This window comes from Arthrobacter sp. Soil761 (assembly GCF_001428325.1).
GTDB lineage: Bacteria > Actinomycetota > Actinomycetes > Actinomycetales > Micrococcaceae > Arthrobacter.
This window is the reverse complement of the sequence record NZ_LMSF01000004.1, coordinates 40,242-56,683: the sequence shown is the minus strand read 5'-3', so window position 1 is coordinate 56,683 and position 16,442 is coordinate 40,242. Positions and strand designations below refer to the sequence as shown.

Sequence of the window (16,442 nt, the reverse complement as noted above, 5' to 3'; positions counted from 1 at the left end):
ACCTCCCTACAGCTTGATTTCGATGTTCACGTCAGCCGGCAGGTCGAGACGCATGAGCGAGTCAACAGCCTTCGGCGTGGGATCGATGATGTCGATAAGACGCTTGTGCGTGCGCATTTCAAAGTGCTCGCGGCTGTCCTTGTACTTGTGCGGAGAGCGGATCACGCAGTACACGTTCTTCTCCGTCGGCAGCGGCACGGGGCCGACTACCGTTGCGCCTGCGCGCGTGACCGTCTCAACGATCTTCCGTGCTGAAACGTCAATGACCTCGTGGTCGTATGACTTCAGCCGGATGCGGATTTTTTGTCCCGCCATGTCGCCTGACTCTCTTTCAGTCTGTGCTTCCCCGGTTTAGGGCTGCCCTGTTCACTTACTCGTTGTATGGCTGCCGAAGCATTTGAGGTCGTAACCACCATCCGCCGCACAAACTGAATCCGGATGAATCCGGGTTCCTCACCTTGCCGGCGTAACCGACCCCCGCGGTCGGGCGTGTCGCGCTGGGCGCACATATGAATCCGCAGTTCCATGGGGGTGGGTTATGTTTGGTCTTCAGCTTGGACCCTGCACCCGGCATTATCCGGATCGGGACGCGAAGAAGCGCTTGAACAACTCATCTAGTATGCCGGAAATCCGCGGCAGATGCGAATCGGCTCCGGGTCCGGGCTGGTCACCGGCCATTGCCGCGGACCCGAACGCGCTGGATGATAGGGAGCATGACCCTGGAAGGCACTGAATCGGTGACCGAACTGGCCGGACGCGTTCCGCCGTCGTTCACGCTTGGCGTCGCGGCGGCGGCGTTCCAAATTGAAGGCGCACTCAAGGCCGGGGGCCGTGGGCCATCGGGGTGGGATGCCTTTGCGGAGAAGCCCGGCGCCATCCAGGACGGACACTCCCCCGCCGTGGCCTGCGACCATTACAACAGGTTGCCCGAGGATGTGGCGCTGCTCAAGGAACTGGGCGTTGACTCATACCGGTTCTCGCTGTCCTGGCCACGCATCCAGCCGGATGGCCAGGGCGGCTTCAATCCCGAGGGCCTGGACTTTTACGACCGGCTGATCGACCAACTCCTTGAGGCCGGCATCTCCCCCATGGCAACGCTCTACCACTGGGACACCCCGTTGCCCCTGGAACACCGCGGCGGCTGGCTGAACCGTGACACCGCGGAGCGGTTTGGCGAGTATGCCAGGGCTGCCGGCGAGCGGTTCGGCGACCGTGTGGCGCAGTGGGTCACCCTCAACGAACCGGTCTCGGTCACCCTGAACGGCTATGCCCTTGGAGTGCACGCACCGGGGCGCCGGTTGATGTTTGACGCCCTTCCCGCCATCCATCACCAGCTCCTGGCGCACGGGCTCGGCGTGCAGGCACTGCGGGCCGCCGGCGTGGCGGGCGGCATCGGCCTGACCAACCTGCACTCCCCCGTCAGGCCCGCCACCAGGAAGCTTGGCGACCGGCTGGTGGCCCATCTCTACGACCTGCTCATGAACAGGATCTATGCCGACCCCGTCCTGCTGGGCCAATACCCCTCGCTGCCGCTGTACGCTAAGCCCTGGCTGCGGTCAATCGGCAGGATTTCCGATGCGGACCTCCGGACCATCCACCAGCCGCTGGACTTCTACGGACTGAACTACTACTTCCCCGTCAAGGTGGCCCTGGGGCCGGGCATCACTCCCCTGCCTGCGGATATGCACAAGCAACTCGCCAAGCTGCCCTTCCACGAGGTTGGCTACTCCGAGTTCGACAGCACAGGATTCGGCTGGCCCGTGGCACCAGACCATCTGGGAATCCTGCTGCGGGAAATGCGGGACCGGTACGGAGCGGCCCTCCCGCCGGTGTACATCACCGAGGGCGGTGCCAGCTTCCCCGAACCCGACCGTATCGCCGGCACACTGGAAGACACCGACCGCGTGGAGTACCTTGCCGCACATCTGACGGCAGCGCTTGACGCCACCGCCCCCGGCGGCCACGCCGAGGGCGTGGATCTCCGGGGCTACTACGTCTGGACGCTGATGGACAACTTTGAGTGGGCGGCCGGCTACTCACAGCGTTTTGGGCTGGTGCACGTGGACTTCGAGACACTGGAGCGGACGCCCAAGCGGTCCTTCTACTGGTACCAGGCGTTGTCCAGGGCACGGCGCCACCGGCCACATTAGTGGCGCGCCACCGGCACCGTAGCGGCGGCCGCGGGTTCAGCCGTGTCCCAACACCGTGAGGAAGATCAGCACGCAGTTCAAGCCCACGATCAGGGTGGCGCTGGTCCACCCGGCGATCTTGAGCGGCTTTGAATCGGCGTGGATGCCCATCACCTTGCGGCTGCCGGTGAGCCGGATCAGGGGGATCAGCGCGAACGGGATGCCGAAACTCAGGAGGACCTGGCTCAGGACCAACGCCAGCGTCGGTTCAATCCCTGCGCCCAGGACCGCCAGCGCGGGAATCAGGGTGACGGTCCGCCGGACCAGCAGGGGAATCCGCACCTTGAGGAGGCCGCCCATGATGGTGGCCCCGGCGTAGCATCCCACCGAGGTGGACGCCAGGCCGGAGGCCAGCAGGCCCACAGCGAAAACGACGCCGATCACAGGGCCCAGTGCGGACGTCACGGCAGCGTGCGCGCCGGCAATGGTGTCAGTACCCTCCACGCCGCGAAGGCTGGAGGCAGCCAGCAGCAGCATGGCAATGTTGACGACGCCGGCGAGCAGCAGAGCGCCGGCGACATCCACGCGCGTGGTTCGGATCAGCCGGGTCCTGACCGCCGGATCTTCGGAGAATCCGTGGCGGTCGCGGGCAAGGGCGGAATGCAGGTAGATGGCATGCGGCATAACCGTGGCACCGAGCATGCTCGCCGCGAGCAGCACGGTGTCGGTTCCCTCGAAGCGGGGCACCAGTCCGGCCAGGGCGCCGCCGGCGTCAGGCGGTGCGACGAAGAGGCCCGAAACGAACCCGACAGCAATGACGCCCAGCAGGGTAAGAATGGCAAATTCGAAGGATTTCTGGCTGCGGTGCGACTGGAGCGCCAGCAGCAGCATGGACGCCAGGCCGATAATGACGCCGCCGGTCAGCAGGGGCAGGCCGAACAACAGGTTCAGTGCCACTGCCCCACCGATAACCTCGGCCATGTCAGTGGCCCCGGCAACGATCTCGGCCTGCACCCAATAGGCGCGGCGGCGCCGCGTGCCCAGGCGCTTGCCGAGGATTTCGGGCAGGCTCATGCCGGTGGCGAGCCCCAGCTTGGCTGACTGGTACTGGATCAGTACGGCCATGCCATTGGCTGCAACGAGGACCCAGACCAGGAGGTAGCCGAAGCTGGCGCCGGCGGTCAGGTTGGCGGCGACATTTCCCGGGTCGACGTAGGCAATGGCAGCTACGAATGCCGGCCCGAGCAGGAGCAGGCGGGACCAGATCCTGGGGGTGGCGGATTCTGCCGTCATTGTTGAAACAGCCATTGCGTGTCCTCGTCGTTGCGGGCGTCGATATGACGAGGATACCCCGAATTTAGGTATACCGAAAAGTAGGAGTAAGGACTACCGGCAGATCGCTGTGCTCACGCCGTTGCTACTGGTTTTTGTTTGCCCTGTTGATCCGCTTGGCCCGGTCAATCTCGCGCCGGAAGTACTTCCTGGTCCAGAACACCCCGGCTACAACGGCAACCGCGATGATCAGGAAAATAAGCCATCCCATGATGAACTCCTTTCAGTGGTGCAACAGTACCAGTGGCCCCTTAACGAAAAAGGACAGCCCCGCTGCTACTGCAGCGGGGCTGTCCTTTAGGTCAGCAAGTACTACTTGATGATCTTGGTAACACGTCCCGAACCAACGGTGCGGCCGCCTTCGCGGATTGCGAAGCCGAGGCCCTCTTCCATAGCGATCGGCTGGATGAGCGCAACGGTCATCTCAGTGTTGTCGCCAGGCATAACCATTTCCGTGCCCTCGGGCAGGGTGATAACGCCGGTTACGTCCGTGGTACGGAAGTAGAACTGCGGGCGGTAGTTGGAGTAGAACGGGTTGTGACGTCCGCCTTCGTCCTTGGAGAGGATGTAGACGTTGGCCTCGAAGTCGGTGTGCGGGGTGATGGAACCCGGCTTGACGACAACCTGGCCACGCTCGACATCGTCGCGCTTCAGACCGCGGAGCAGGAGGCCACAGTTCTCGCCGGCCCATGCTTCGTCGAGCTGCTTGTGGAACATCTCGATACCGGTAACCGTGGTCTTCTGGACCGGGCGGATGCCGACGATCTCGACCTCGGAGTTGATGGCGAGGGTTCCACGCTCGGCGCGGCCCGTAACAACGGTGCCACGACCGGTGATGGTGAAGACGTCCTCGATCGGCATCAGGAACGGCTTGTCGCGGTCACGTACGGGGTCCGGAACGGACTCGTCGACTGCTGCCATCAGGTCCTCAACGGACTTGACCCACTCGGGGTCGCCTTCCAGGGCCTTCAGGCCGGAAACGCGGACGACGGGAGCTTCGTCACCATCGAAGCCCTGAGAGCTCAGGAGCTCACGAACTTCCATTTCAACGAGGTCCAGCAGTTCCTCATCGTCAACCATGTCGGCCTTGTTCAGGGCGACCAGCAGGTAGGGAACACCAACCTGGCGAGCGAGCAGAACGTGCTCGCGGGTCTGAGCCATCGGGCCGTCGGTAGCGGCAACCACGAGGATTGCGCCGTCCATCTGGGCAGCACCGGTGATCATGTTCTTGATGTAGTCAGCGTGGCCGGGGGCGTCAACGTGTGCGTAGTGACGCTTCTCGGTCTGGTACTCCACGTGGGAGATGTTGATGGTAATACCGCGCTGACGCTCTTCGGGTGCAGAGTCAATCGACGCGAAGTCACGCTTCTCGTTGAGATCCGGGTACTTGTCGTACAGCACCTTGGAAATGGCGGCCGTCAGCGTCGTCTTACCGTGGTCAACGTGACCAATGGTGCCGATGTTGACGTGCGGCTTAGTCCGCTCGAACTTTGCCTTTGCCACAGGTTCCTCCTAGAACGTTTTCAAATAGCTTGCCCTCCAGCCGCGCTTATCGCGGTAGAACTCAGGCAAGTCTACTTGGGGGGCTTTGGATTGGTGAAATTGCAGATTCAGGAACTAATACTAATCCCCTGAGCCTGTTCGTGCAGGGGCCGGACCGGCTTGCCGGATAAATCCGGCCGGCCCGGCCACCTGCACCGGCTGCGCTGTCCGCTGGCGGACTGCCCAACCGAGGTGTTCGCTTTGAAAGTCCGGAAGGACTACTCGCCGCGGGACTTCTGGATGATCTCGTCGGCAACTGCCTTCGGGACCTCGGCGTAGCTGTTGAACGTCATGGAGTACACAGCGCGGCCCTGGGTCTTGGAGCGCAGGTCACCGATGTAGCCGAACATGCCGGACAGCGGAACGTGCGCACGGATGACCTTGACGCCCTGTGCATCTTCCATGGACTGCATCTGGCCACGGCGGGAGTTGAGGTCACCAATAACTTCACCCATGTATTCCTCAGGGGTGCGGACCTCGACATCCATCAGTGGTTCGAGCAGAACCGGGTTCGCCTTGCGTGCAGCTTCCTTGAAAGCCATACGGCCGGCGATCTTGAACGCCATTTCCGAGGAGTCAACATCGTGGTACGCGCCGTCGATCAGCGTGGCCTTGATGCCGACAACCGGGTAGCCGGCCAGGACGCCGTCGTTCAGTGCATCCTGGATGCCCGCGTCAACGGACGGGATGTATTCGCGCGGAACGCGGCCACCGGTGACCTTGTTCTCGAACTCGTACAGCTCGCCTTCGGCGGTGTCCAGCGGCTCGATGGCGATCTGGATCTTTGCGAACTGGCCCGAACCACCGGTCTGCTTCTTGTGCGTGTAGTCGTGGCGTTCGACGGCGCGCTTGATGGTTTCGCGGTAGGCAACCTGGGGCTTGCCCACGTTTGCCTCGACCTTGAATTCGCGGCGCATGCGGTCCACCAGGATGTCCAGGTGGAGCTCGCCCATGCCGGCGATGATGGTCTGGCCGGTGTCTTCGTTGAGGGACACCTGGAAGGTGGGGTCCTCAGCGGAGAGCTTCTGGATGGCCGTGGAGAGCTTCTCCTGGTCACCCTTGGTGTTCGGCTCGATGGCAACCGAGATCACGGGCTCCGGGAAGCTCATGGACTCAAGCACGATCTGGTTGTTGGCATCACACAGGGTGTCACCCGTGGTGGTGTCCTTCAGGCCAATGGCTGCGTAGATGTGGCCGGCGGTAGCGCCCTCAACGGGCATTTCCTTGTTGGCGTGCATCTGGAACAGCTTGCCGATGCGCTCCTTCTTGCCCTTGGTGGAGTTGACCACCTGGGCGCCTGCTTCCACGTGACCGGAGTACACGCGGATGAAGGTGAGCTGGCCGAAGAAGGGGTGCGCAGCAATCTTGAACGCCAGAGCCGAGAAGGGCTCTTCCGAGGAAGGCTTGCGCGTCAGTTCCTTCTCTTCGTCGCGAGGATCGTGGCCGACCATCGGGGGGACGTCGAGCGGGTTCGGCAGGTAGTCCACAACTGCGTCGAGCATGGGCTGAACGCCACGGTTCTTGAAAGCGGAACCGCAGAAGATCGGGTACAGCTCGGAGTTGATGGTCATCTTGCGGATGCCGGCCTTGAGCTCGTCGATCGAGATCTCTTCACCCTCGAGGTACTTGTCCATGAGTTCCTCGGAGGACTCAGCGACAGTCTCAACGAGGGTCGCGCGGTATTTCTCAGCCTTTTCCTGGAGGTCAGCCGGGATCTCGCGGATCTCGTACTTGGCACCCATGGTCACGTCACCCTTGGCATCGCCGGGCCACACCAGGGCGCGCATGTAGAGCAGGTCAACGACGCCGATGAAGTCGTTCTCGGCACCGATGGGCAACTGCATGACCAGCGGCTTGGCACCGAGGCGGCTGATGATGGTGTCTACGGTGAAGTAGAAGTCAGCACCGAGCTTGTCCATCTTGTTGACGAAGCAGATACGCGGAACGTTGTACTTGTCAGCCTGGCGCCAAACAGTCTCGGACTGCGGCTCAACGCCTTCCTTGCCATCGAAGACGGCGACTGCACCGTCGAGGACGCGCAGGGAGCGCTCAACCTCAACCGTGAAGTCAACGTGGCCGGGGGTGTCGATGATGTTGATCTGGTTGTTTTCCCAGAAGCAGGTCACGGCGGCAGACGTGATGGTGATGCCGCGTTCCTTTTCCTGTTCCATCCAGTCGGTGGTCGAAGCGCCGTCGTGCGTTTCGCCGATCTTGTGGTTCACACCCGTGTAGAACAGGATGCGCTCGGTGGTGGTGGTCTTGCCGGCATCAATATGGGCCATGATGCCGATGTTGCGGACCTTACTAAGGTCGGTAAGCACGTCCTGTGCCACGGGGTCTCCTTTTGGGATGGACTACGCGTTCGCCGCCGGCTCTGTTGAGCCGGCGGCGTCCGGGGAGTATTACCAGCGGTAGTGTGCGAAGGCCTTGTTGGACTCGGCCATCTTGTGGGTGTCTTCGCGACGCTTCACAGCGGCACCGAGACCGTTGGACGCATCCAGGATTTCGTTCTGGAGACGCTCGGTCATCGTCTTCTCGCGGCGGGCCTTGGAGTAGCCAACCAGCCAGCGCAGGGCGAGTGCGGTGGAGCGGCCGGGCTTGACCTCAACCGGAACCTGGTAGGTGGCGCCACCGACACGGCGGGAGCGGACCTCGAGGGAAGGCTTGACGTTGTCCATGGCCTTCTTCAGGGCGGCAACGGGGTCGCCGCCGGACTTGGCGCGTGCGCCTTCGAGTGCACCGTAGACAATGCGCTCTGCCGTGGACTTCTTGCCGTCAACGAGCACCTTGTTGATGAGCTGGGTTACCAGCGGGGAACCGTATACCGGATCCGAAACGAGCGGCCGCTTGGGGGCCGGACCCTTGCGAGGCATATTACTTCTTCTCCATCTTTGCGCCGTAGCGGCTGCGGGCCTGCTTACGGTTCTTCACACCCTGGGTATCGAGGGCGCCACGGACGATCTTGTAGCGGACACCCGGGAGGTCCTTCACACGACCACCGCGAACGAGCACAATGGAGTGCTCCTGCAGGTTGTGGCCAACACCGGGGATGTAGGCGGTAACTTCCACGCCGCCGTTGAGGCGCACACGTGCCACCTTACGCAGAGCCGAGTTCGGCTTCTTCGGGGTGGTGGTGTAGACGCGGGTGCAGACACCGCGGCGCATGGGGCTGCCCTTAAGCGCGGGAGCCTTGGTCTTTGAGACCTTAGGCGTGCGGCCCTTACGGACCAGCTGGTTAATCGTAGGCACTCTCGTGTTCTCCGTTTTATCCGGAGTGGCTGTTTCCGGCCACTCTCCTGTTGCGTTGCCCCGCCGCCCGGGCCTTGAAGAAGATCTCCAGGGCGGCGAAGGCGAAGCCTTAATAGTCGGATCGCATTCCCGGGGGCGACTGGCGTCGGACAAGTCCCTAGGCATGCAAAAATGTGGCATACGTTGCACAAGAACCCTGCAAACCGGAAACGTCGCTCTGGTCCAGCTTTTCAGCTGATACCGGCGCTCTCATCCACTGCCACAATAACAATTGGTAACAAGTCTAGCACGGACAGGCTCCATGCCTTAATCGGGGGGTTAAAGCGGATGGTCCCCCACCTTTCGGTGCGGGACCATCCCCTCGTAAGGCTCTACCGGAGTTGGTTACCGGAAGTCGTTGCCCAGGTCGTAGTCATCCAGCGGGATGGCGTGGAACTCGGGGGCTCCGTCACCGCCCAGGGTGTCGTACGAGAAGTCACTGAATGCGCTGGGGCCGGTGAACAGGTTGGCCTTTGCTTCCTCAGTGGGCTCGACGGTGACCTCGGTGTAGCGCGGGAGGCCCGTGCCGGCCGGGATCAGCTTACCGATGATGACGTTTTCCTTCAGGCCCAGCAGCGGATCGCTCTTGCCTTCCATGGCCGCCTGCGTCAGGACGCGGGTGGTCTCCTGGAAGGAAGCTGCGGACAACCAGGACTCGGTGGCCAGCGACGCCTTGGTGATGCCCATGAGCTCGGGACGTCCGGAAGCCGGAGTCTTGCCCTCGGACACGACGCGGCGGTTCGCTTCCTCAAACCGGCTGCGCTCGGCGAGCTCGCCGGGCAGCAGGTCCGATTCGCCGGACTCGATGACCGTGACGCGGCGCAGCATCTGGCGGACGATAACCTCGACATGCTTGTCGTGGATACCGATGCCCTGGCTGCGGTACACGCCCTGGACCTCGTCCACCAGGAACTTCTGTGCCGCACGCGGACCCATGATGCGCAGGACCTGCTTGGGGTCCACCGGGCCGTTGATCAGCTTCTGTCCGACGGAGACGTGGTCGCCGTCTTCGATCAGCAGGCGTGAACGGCGCAGGACCGGGTAAGCGATCTCTTCCGTTCCGTCATCCGGGGTGATGACCAGGCGCATCTGGCGCTCGGACTCTTCGATGGTGATGCGGCCGGCTGCTTCAGCAATCGGGGCGACACCCTTCGGAGTACGGGCTTCGAAGAGCTCCTGGATACGGGGCAGACCCTGGGTGATGTCGTCGCCGCCGCTGGCGGAAACTGCACCACCAGTGTGGAACGTACGCATGGTCAGCTGGGTACCGGGTTCACCGATGGACTGTGCGGCGATGATGCCCACGGCCTCGCCGATGTCCACGGTCTTGCCGGTGGCAAGCGAACGGCCGTAGCACAGGGCGCAGGTGCCGACGCTGGACTCACAGGTGAGAACGGAGCGGACCTTGACCTCGGTGATGCCTGCCTTGAAGAGCTCGGCGATGACGACATCGCCGCAGTCGGTGCCGGCGGCTGCGAGGACGTTGCCCTCGGAGTCCACGACGTCGACGGCGAGCGTACGTGCGTAGGCGCTGTTCTCGACGTTCTCGTCCAGGACGAGTTCACCGTTGGAGTCGGCGACGGCGATCGGCGTAACCAGGCCACGCTCGGTGCCGCAGTCCTCTTCGCGGACGATGACGTCCTGCGAGACGTCCACCAGACGACGGGTCAGGTAACCCGAGTTGGCGGTACGCAGAGCGGTATCGGCCAGGCCCTTACGGGCACCGTGCGTGGCGATGAAGTATTCCAGCACCGACAGGCCCTCACGGTAGGAGGACTTGATGGGGCGCGGGATGATCTCACCCTTCGGGTTGGCCACCAGGCCACGGATACCCGCGATCTGGCGGACCTGCATCCAGTTACCACGTGCACCGGAGGACACCATGCGGTTGATGGTGTTCATCGGCGACAGGCTGTCACGCATTGCCTGGGCGATCTCGTTGGTTGCCTTGTTCCAGATCTCGATCAGTTCCTGGCGGCGCTCGTCGTCGTCGATCAGGCCCTTGTCGTACTGGCCCTGGATCTTGGCGGCCCGCTCTTCGTACCCGGCAAGGATTTCCGGCTTGGCGGCCGGGACCTCGATGTCGGAGATGGCGACGGTGACGCCCGAACGGGTGGCCCAGTAGAAACCGGCATCCTTCAGGTTGTCCAGCGTTGCTGCGGTGACGACCTTCGGGTAGCGCTCGGCAAGGTCGTTGACGATGCGGGACAGTTCGCCCTTGTCGGCAACAGCCTCAACCCAGGGGTAGTCCTCGGGCAGGGTCTCGTTGAAGAGGACCTGGCCCAGGGAGGTCTGGACGAGTGCGGGCTGACCCGGCTCCCAGCCTTCCGGAGCTTCCCAGCCGGCGTAGGGCACGAAGCCTTCGAGGCGGATCTTGACCTGCGAGTTCAGGTGCAGCTCGCGGGCATCGAACGCCATGATGGCTTCCGAAACCGAACCGAAGATGCGGCCTTCGCCGGCTGAACCGACACGCTTGGTGGTCAGGTGGTAAAGGCCGATGATCATATCCTGCGAAGGCAGGGTGACCGGGCGTCCGTCGGAGGGCTTCAGGATGTTGTTCGAGGACAGCATCAGGATGCGGGCCTCAGCCTGCGCCTCGGGGCTCAGCGGCAGGTGCACTGCCATCTGGTCGCCGTCGAAGTCGGCGTTGAACGCGCCACAAACCAGCGGGTGCAGCTGGATCGCCTTGCCTTCGACAAGCTGCGGCTCGAACGCCTGGATGCCCAGGCGGTGCAGGGTAGGTGCACGGTTGAGCAGCACCGGGTGTTCGGTGATGATCTCTTCGAGCACGTCCCAGACCTGCGGGCGGTAGCGCTCCACCATCCGCTTGGCCGACTTGATGTTCTGGGCGTGGTTGAGGTCAACCAGGCGCTTCATCACGAACGGCTTGAAGAGCTCCAGGGCCATCTGCTTGGGCAGGCCGCACTGGTGCAGCTTCAGCTGCGGGCCGACGACGATGACCGAACGGCCGGAGTAGTCGACGCGCTTGCCGAGGAGGTTCTGGCGGAAACGGCCCTGCTTGCCCTTGAGCATGTCGCTCAGGGACTTCAGCGGACGGTTGCCCGGTCCGGTGACCGGACGGCCGCGGCGGCCGTTGTCGAAGAGGCTGTCAACAGCTTCCTGAAGCATGCGCTTTTCGTTGTTGACGATGATCTCCGGAGCACCCAGGTCAAGCAGGCGCTTGAGGCGGTTGTTGCGGTTGATCACGCGGCGGTAGAGGTCGTTGAGGTCGGAGGTCGCGAAGCGGCCACCGTCCAGCTGGACCATGGGGCGCAGTTCCGGCGGGATCACCGGGACGGCGTCGAGGACCATGCCAAGCGGGCTGTTGTTGGTGGTCAGGAACGCGTTGACCACCTTCAGGCGCTTGAGGGCGCGGGTCTTGCGCTGGCCCTTGCCGTTGGCGATGACGTCGCGCAGCAGGTCGGACTCGGCCTGCATGTCGAAGTTCTCAAGGCGCTTCTTGATGGCTTCGGCACCCATGGAGCCCTCGAAGTACATGCCGTAGCGGTCGCGCAGTTCGCGGTACAGGCCTTCGTCACCTTCGAGGTCGGCGACCTTCAGGTTCTTGAAGCGGTCCCAGACCTGCTCGAGGCGCTCGATGTCGGCGTCGGCACGCTTGCGCACGTTGGCCATCTGGCGGTCGGCGGAGTCGCGGGCCTTCTTCTTGTCGGCAGCCTTGGCGCCTTCGCCTTCGAGGCGTGCGATTTCGCCTTCGAGGTCGCGGGCGATCGCGGCGATGTCGGCATCGCGGTTGTCGATCAGCTGCTTCTTCTCGATGTCGTGCTCAACCTGCAGGTTGGGCAGTTCCTCGTGGCGGGCAGCTTCGTCGACGCTGGTGATCATGTAGGCGGCGAAGTAGATGACCTTTTCGAGGTCCTTCGGGGCCAGGTCAAGCAGGTAGCCCAGGCGGGACGGAACACCCTTGAAGTACCAGATGTGCGTGACGGGGGCGGCCAGTTCGATGTGGCCCATGCGCTCACGGCGGACCTTGGCGCGGGTGACTTCAACGCCACAGCGCTCACAGATGATGCCCTTGAAGCGCACGCGCTTGTACTTGCCGCAGTAGCATTCCCAGTCCCGGGACGGGCCGAAGATCTTCTCGCAGAAGAGGCCGTCCTTCTCGGGCTTGAGCGTGCGGTAGTTGATGGTTTCCGGCTTCTTAACCTCGCCGTACGACCAGCCGCGGATGTCTTCCGCGGTGGCGAGGCCGATCTGCATGAGGCCGAAGGAGGATTCGCTGGACATATGGTCCCTGTTCTCTCTTGTTCTCTAAATTCTGAAGTCTTGGTGCGGGATGAGGGAGGGGGCGTACGACGGCGGGTGGTCACCCGCCGTCGCAAACCTCCTGCTAGACCTCTTCTACGGAGCTGGGCTCTGCGCGAGACAGATCGATGCCCAGTTCCTCCGCAGCCGTGAAGACTGCGTCATCAGAGTCACGCATTTCAATTGTGGTTCCGTCCGTGGAAAGGACTTCCACGTTCAGGCACAGCGACTGCATTTCCTTGATCAAGACCTTGAAGGATTCGGGAACGCCCGGCTCGGGGATGTTCTCGCCCTTGACGATTGCTTCGTAGACCTTCACACGACCGTGGATGTCATCCGACTTGATCGTGAGGAGTTCCTGGAGCGTGTAGGCGGCGCCGTAAGCTTCGAGCGCCCACACTTCCATTTCACCGAAGCGCTGGCCACCGAACTGTGCCTTACCACCCAGCGGCTGCTGCGTGATCATGGAGTACGGGCCGGTGGAGCGTGCGTGGATCTTGTCGTCCACCAGGTGGTGGAGCTTCAGGATGTACATGTAGCCGACCGAGATCGGATCCGGGAACGGCTCGCCGGAGCGGCCGTCAAACAGGCGGGTCTTGCCGGAGGAGTTGATCAGGCGCTCACCATCGCGGGTCACGTTGGTGGAATCCAGCAGGCCCGTGATTTCCTCTTCGCGGGCACCGTCGAACACCGGCGTCGCAACAGTGGTGGGGCCACTCTCGCGCGGCAGGTTCGGCAGCTGCTTGACCCACTCAGGCTCGCCTTCGATCTTCCAACCGGTCTTGGCAACCCAGCCAAGGTGGGTTTCGAGCACCTGCCCCACGTTCATACGGCCCGGAACACCCAGCGGGTTCAGGACGATGTCAACGGGGGTGCCGTCGGCAAGGAAGGGCATGTCCTCAACGGGGAGGATCTTGGAGATAACACCCTTGTTGCCGTGGCGGCCGGCGAGCTTGTCGCCGTCGGTGATCTTGCGCTTGGCGGCCACGTAGACGCGGACCAGCTGGTTCACGCCCGGGGGCAGCTCGTCGTCGTTGTCGCGGTCGAAGACGCGGACGCCGATGACGGTGCCGGACTCGCCGTGGGGCACCTTCAGGGAGGTGTCGCGGACTTCGCGGGACTTCTCACCGAAGATGGCGCGCAGCAGGCGCTCTTCCGGGGTCAGTTCGGTTTCACCCTTCGGGGTGACCTTTCCAACCAGGATGTCCCCTGCTTCAACCTCGGCACCGATGTGGATGATGCCGCGCTCGTCCAGGCCTGCCAGGACTTCCTCGGACACGTTGGGGATGTCACGGGTGATCTCCTCGGCACCAAGCTTGGTGTCGCGGGCATCGATCTCGTGCTCCTCGATGTGGATGGAGGAAAGGACGTCCTCGGCAACGATGCGCTGCGAGAGGATGATGGCGTCCTCGAAGTTGTGGCCTTCCCATGACATGAATGCCACGAGCAGGTTCTTGCCCAGTGCGAGCTCGCCCTGGTCCGTTGCCGGGCCGTCGGCGATGATGCCGCCAACTTCCAGGCGCTGGCCTTCGTTCACCAGGACGCGGTGGTTGTAGCAGTTGCCCTGGTTGGAGCGGGCGAACTTGTTGATGCGGTAGTTGGTCTCGGTGCCGTCGTCGTTGAGCATGATGACGAGCTCGGCGGAAACCTCGGTGACCACACCGGCCTTCTTGGCGATGACAACGTCACCGGCGTCGACGGCGGCAGCGCGCTCCATGCCGGTGCCCACGAACGGGGCCTCGGAACGGACCAGCGGCACAGCCTGGCGCTGCATGTTGGCACCCATGAGTGCGCGGTTGGCGTCGTCGTGCTCCAGGAACGGGATCAGGGCGGTAGCCACGGACACCATCTGGCGCGGGGAGACGTCCATGAACTCAACGTCCGCGGCCGGAACCAGGACGGGCTCGCCCCCACCACCACGGGCACGGACCAGCACGGTGTCTTCAGCGAACTTGTTGTTCTCGTCCAGCGGCGCGTTGGCCTGGGCGATCAGGACCTCGGCCTCGTCGTCGGCTGTCAGGTACTGGACGTCGTCGGACACGACGCCGTCCTTGACCAGGCGGTACGGGGTTTCGATGAACCCGAACGGGTTGATGCGTCCGTAGGATGCCAGCGAACCGATCAGGCCGATGTTGGGGCCTTCAGGGGTTTCGATGGGGCACATACGTCCGTAGTGGGACGGGTGCACGTCACGGACTTCCATGCCGGCGCGGTCACGGGACAGACCACCGGGGCCAAGGGCCGACAGGCGGCGCTTGTGGGTCAGGCCCGAGAGCGGGTTGTTCTGGTCCATGAACTGCGACAGCTGGGAGGTTCCGAAGAACTCCTTGATGGCTGCGACCACGGGGCGGATGTTGATCAGGGTCTGCGGCGTGATGGCCTCGACGTCCTGGGTGGTCATACGCTCGCGGACAACGCGCTCCATGCGGGACAGGCCCGTGCGGACCTGGTTCTCGATGAGCTCGCCGACGGCGCGGATGCGGCGGTTGCCGAAGTGGTCGATGTCGTCGATTTCGACGCGCAGGTCCACTTCCTGGCCATCGCGGGTGCCCTTGATGGTCTTCTCGCCGGCGTGCAGCGCGACGAGGAACTTGATCATGGCGACGATGTCTTCAACGTGCAGGACAGAAGCTTCCTTGTCGCCAAGGGAGCGGTCGATGCCCAGCTTGCGGTTGATCTTGTAGCGGCCAACCTTGGCCAGATCGTAGCGCTTGGAGTTGAAGTACAGGTTGTCCAGCAGGGACTGGGCAGCCTCGACGGTGGGCGGCTCGCCCGGACGCAGCTTGCGGTAGATGTCCAGCAGGGCGTCTTCGCGGGTCTCGGTGGCGTCCTTCTCCAGGGTTGCCCGCATGGAGTCGTACTGGCCGAACTCTTCCAGGATCTGGCCTTCGGTCCAGCCAAGGGCCTTCAGCAGGACGGTGACGGACTGCTTGCGCTTGCGGTCGAGGCGGACACCGACCTGGTCGCGCTTGTCGATCTCGAGCTCAAACCAGGCACCGCGGGACGGGATGATCTTCGCGGTGAAGATGTCCTTGTCGCTGGTCTTGTCAGCGGCGCGCTCGAAGTAGGCGCCCGGGGAACGGACCAGCTGGGAGACGACGACACGCTCGGTGCCGTTGACGACAAAGGTGCCCTTCTCGGTCATCAGCGGGAAGTCACCCATGAACACGGTCTGCTGCTTGATTTCGCCCGTGTTGTTGTTCATGAACTCGGCCTTGACGTACAGCGGAGCCGAGTACGTTGCGTCCCGGTCCTTGCATTCGGCCATGGTGTACTTGGGGTCAGCGAACTCCGGATCGGAGAAGCTCAGGGACATAGTGCCCTGGAAATCCTCGATCGGGGAGATCTCTTCGAAGATGTCCGACAGGCCGGACGTGGTGGCGACGCTGAGATCGTTTTCTTCGACAGCCTTTGCCACGCGTGCCTGCCAGCGCTCATTGCCGACCAGCCAGTCAAAGCTGTCCGTCTGCAGGGCAAGCAGATTCGGAACGTCAAGAGGTTCGTGAATCTTTGCGAATGAGAGCCGGCGAGTGGCACCATCAGTGCTGTCGGCAGTGTTAGCGGTTTCGTTATTAGAGGTGCTCGAGGCGACCAAGAGGGATCCTTCCACAGACCTTCAGGCGTTTTCAGATCTCCCCCGCTGTGCACCCTGCGGAGTGACTCCGCAGCGCTACCATCCGGTTCCGCTATATGACCCGGGACCTGATACTGACTATGCTGTGACCGTTGTTACGGCACGTTCATTGCCAGCTGCCAGGCAAAGCCCACCGCTATATGAAGGCTGAAGGTAAACAGGGAAGACGCAAATATCTACGATACGGCAAAATAACCTACGTGTCTACCCCACATCCGGCCGGATTGCAAGCACCTGATTTTTGGGGACCCCTA

Annotated in this window: 10 protein-coding genes; 1 reads left to right on the top strand and 9 read right to left on the bottom strand. The window is 63.0% G+C overall.

The annotated features are described in order from the left end of the window. Positions 1 to 6: 6 nt before the first annotated feature. Positions 7 to 315 carry a 30S ribosomal protein S10 gene (gene rpsJ / locus ASG79_RS04880; protein ID WP_003803825.1) on the bottom strand — a complete coding sequence of 103 codons (309 nt, stop codon included), beginning with the start codon at positions 313 to 315 and terminating at the stop codon, positions 7 to 9. Positions 316 to 713: 398 nt separating this feature from the next. Between rpsJ and ASG79_RS04875 the strand changes: the two genes are divergently transcribed. Continuing rightward, positions 714 to 2,150: a GH1 family beta-glucosidase gene (locus ASG79_RS04875; protein WP_018769132.1), complete on the top strand. Its 1,437-nt coding sequence runs from the start codon at positions 714 to 716 to the stop codon at positions 2,148 to 2,150. Between the two features lie 36 nt (positions 2,151 to 2,186). On the opposite strand, the gene ASG79_RS04870 is transcribed toward ASG79_RS04875, so the two are convergent. From ASG79_RS04870 to rpoB, 8 genes are all read right to left on the bottom strand, one after another. Continuing rightward, entirely contained in the window at positions 2,187 to 3,437 is a 1,251-nt protein-coding gene (locus tag ASG79_RS04870) for an Nramp family divalent metal transporter (protein ID WP_026265740.1), read from the bottom strand. A 109-nt stretch (positions 3,438 to 3,546) separates the two neighbouring features. Next, on the bottom strand, positions 3,547 to 3,672 hold the full coding sequence (locus tag ASG79_RS24285) for a hypothetical protein (RefSeq protein ID WP_018769130.1): 126 nt from the start codon (positions 3,670 to 3,672) through the stop codon (positions 3,547 to 3,549). Between the two features lie 101 nt (positions 3,673 to 3,773). Then, positions 3,774 to 4,964: an elongation factor Tu gene (tuf, locus tag ASG79_RS04865; protein WP_056334246.1), complete on the bottom strand. Its 1,191-nt coding sequence runs from the start codon at positions 4,962 to 4,964 to the stop codon at positions 3,774 to 3,776. 257 nt (positions 4,965 to 5,221) lie between these two features. Further along, complete coding sequence (gene fusA / locus ASG79_RS04860) at positions 5,222 to 7,336, bottom strand: elongation factor G (RefSeq protein ID WP_056388927.1); 2,115 nt, start codon at positions 7,334 to 7,336, stop codon at positions 5,222 to 5,224. A gap of 69 nt (positions 7,337 to 7,405) precedes the next feature. Next, positions 7,406 to 7,876 carry a 30S ribosomal protein S7 gene (gene rpsG, locus ASG79_RS04855; protein WP_003803829.1) on the bottom strand — a complete coding sequence of 157 codons (471 nt, stop codon included), beginning with the start codon at positions 7,874 to 7,876 and terminating at the stop codon, positions 7,406 to 7,408. Position 7,877: 1 nt separating this feature from the next. Next, positions 7,878 to 8,252 (bottom strand): 30S ribosomal protein S12, encoded by a 375-nt coding sequence (gene rpsL, locus ASG79_RS04850; protein WP_009358312.1) that lies wholly within the window; start codon positions 8,250 to 8,252, stop codon positions 7,878 to 7,880. Between the two features lie 384 nt (positions 8,253 to 8,636). Continuing rightward, the gene (locus tag ASG79_RS04845; RefSeq protein WP_018769128.1) at positions 8,637 to 12,536 is read right to left on the bottom strand and encodes a DNA-directed RNA polymerase subunit beta'; all 3,900 of its coding nucleotides are present in this window, start codon (positions 12,534 to 12,536) and stop codon (positions 8,637 to 8,639) included. 103 nt (positions 12,537 to 12,639) lie between these two features. Then, positions 12,640 to 16,149, bottom strand: a complete 3,510-nt coding sequence (rpoB, locus tag ASG79_RS04840) for a DNA-directed RNA polymerase subunit beta (protein WP_018769127.1) — start codon at positions 16,147 to 16,149, stop codon at positions 12,640 to 12,642. Positions 16,150 to 16,442: the final 293 nt, after the last annotated feature.

Coding starts and splice junctions, on each gene's coding strand:
- ASG79_RS04845 (WP_018769128.1), bottom strand. CDS start 12,536: ATGTCCAGCGAATCCTCCTTCGGCCTCATGCAGATCGGCCTCGCCACC.
- ASG79_RS24285 (WP_018769130.1), bottom strand. CDS start 3,672: ATGGGATGGCTTATTTTCCTGATCATCGCGGTTGCCGTTGTAGCCGGG.
- rpsJ (WP_003803825.1), bottom strand. CDS start 315: ATGGCGGGACAAAAAATCCGCATCCGGCTGAAGTCATACGACCACGAG.
- ASG79_RS04870 (WP_026265740.1), bottom strand. CDS start 3,437: ATGGCTGTTTCAACAATGACGGCAGAATCCGCCACCCCCAGGATCTGG.
- rpsG (WP_003803829.1), bottom strand. CDS start 7,876: ATGCCTCGCAAGGGTCCGGCCCCCAAGCGGCCGCTCGTTTCGGATCCG.
- ASG79_RS04875 (WP_018769132.1), top strand. CDS start 714: ATGACCCTGGAAGGCACTGAATCGGTGACCGAACTGGCCGGACGCGTT.